At 54.8% G+C, this 878-nt stretch carries 1 protein-coding gene; it reads left to right on the forward strand.

Features of this window, described 5'->3' with window-relative positions:
• Window positions 1–801 (forward strand): hypothetical protein (locus AC0L3D_RS36760; RefSeq protein ID WP_473647542.1); only part of this gene is annotated, 801 nt, incomplete at its 5' end.
• Between the last annotated feature and the right edge of the window lie 77 nt (window positions 802–878).

The raw sequence follows: 878 nt of genomic DNA on the forward strand, positions 1-878 counted from the left end.
AACATCCTGTCCCTTCCAGAGGGGGCATTAAGCGAGGTAGCAGAACGGCTGGTAACCGCTAACCCGCGCGATACAGCACGAAATCTTGGGGGCTTCAAAGACCTCGGGACGCAAGCGCGGACAGCCGTTCGGGGCACTCAACCCGGGCCAGAAACTGACCTCGCGAAATTTGAAAGGCGGGCCAATCAGCTCGGACAATCAGCCATGGAGCTGGCCCGGAAATTGACAGACGGATTGGGGTACCAGCCGGATAACGTCGCATTGGAGCAAGTCAGAGCGGTCAGTAGTATAGCCAATTACATAACGCCACAGATGCAAGATGCTGTTGTTAATCGCATTGGCAACATGGAGCCACCGGAGCAAGCTCTCGGAGCTCTTTACGCTTCACAAAACTTCGGTAAGTTTAATGACGCAAATAAATCCCGCATTTTTGAGCAGGCCATTGAATTGGCGGCTGATCCTCATAATCACCACATGGTCAAGGAGAACGCACAAAATGCCATTATCGCCGTGTATCATGAATTAGACGCAAATCAACAGGCGCAAGCTAGCTCACTTCCCCACCTGCATGGTCTGTTGCAGAACATGCCTCCGCCGCGGTATGCAGCAGCGGAACGGAATGCGAATCTGGACGGCCATATAGCAGGTCTTGAGGCTGCAGTCCGTGCGACAAGCGCGCAAATCTCCTATGAACAGCTGCAGCGGGGTGGTCTAGTCGGTCAGGCCATTAACCAGGACTTCAGTCACGCTCGAGACGACCTGATGGCTGCCTCCAGAAGCAGAGATCGCTCGGGCCGTTGAGGTCTCGGCCATGGTACAGTGACGCCTTCTCTCCCGAATTCCGTTCACGGCCTTGCCGTTTCCAATTCGCTGTCCGT

It is taken from the genome of Mesorhizobium sp. WSM4837, from assembly GCF_055811435.1.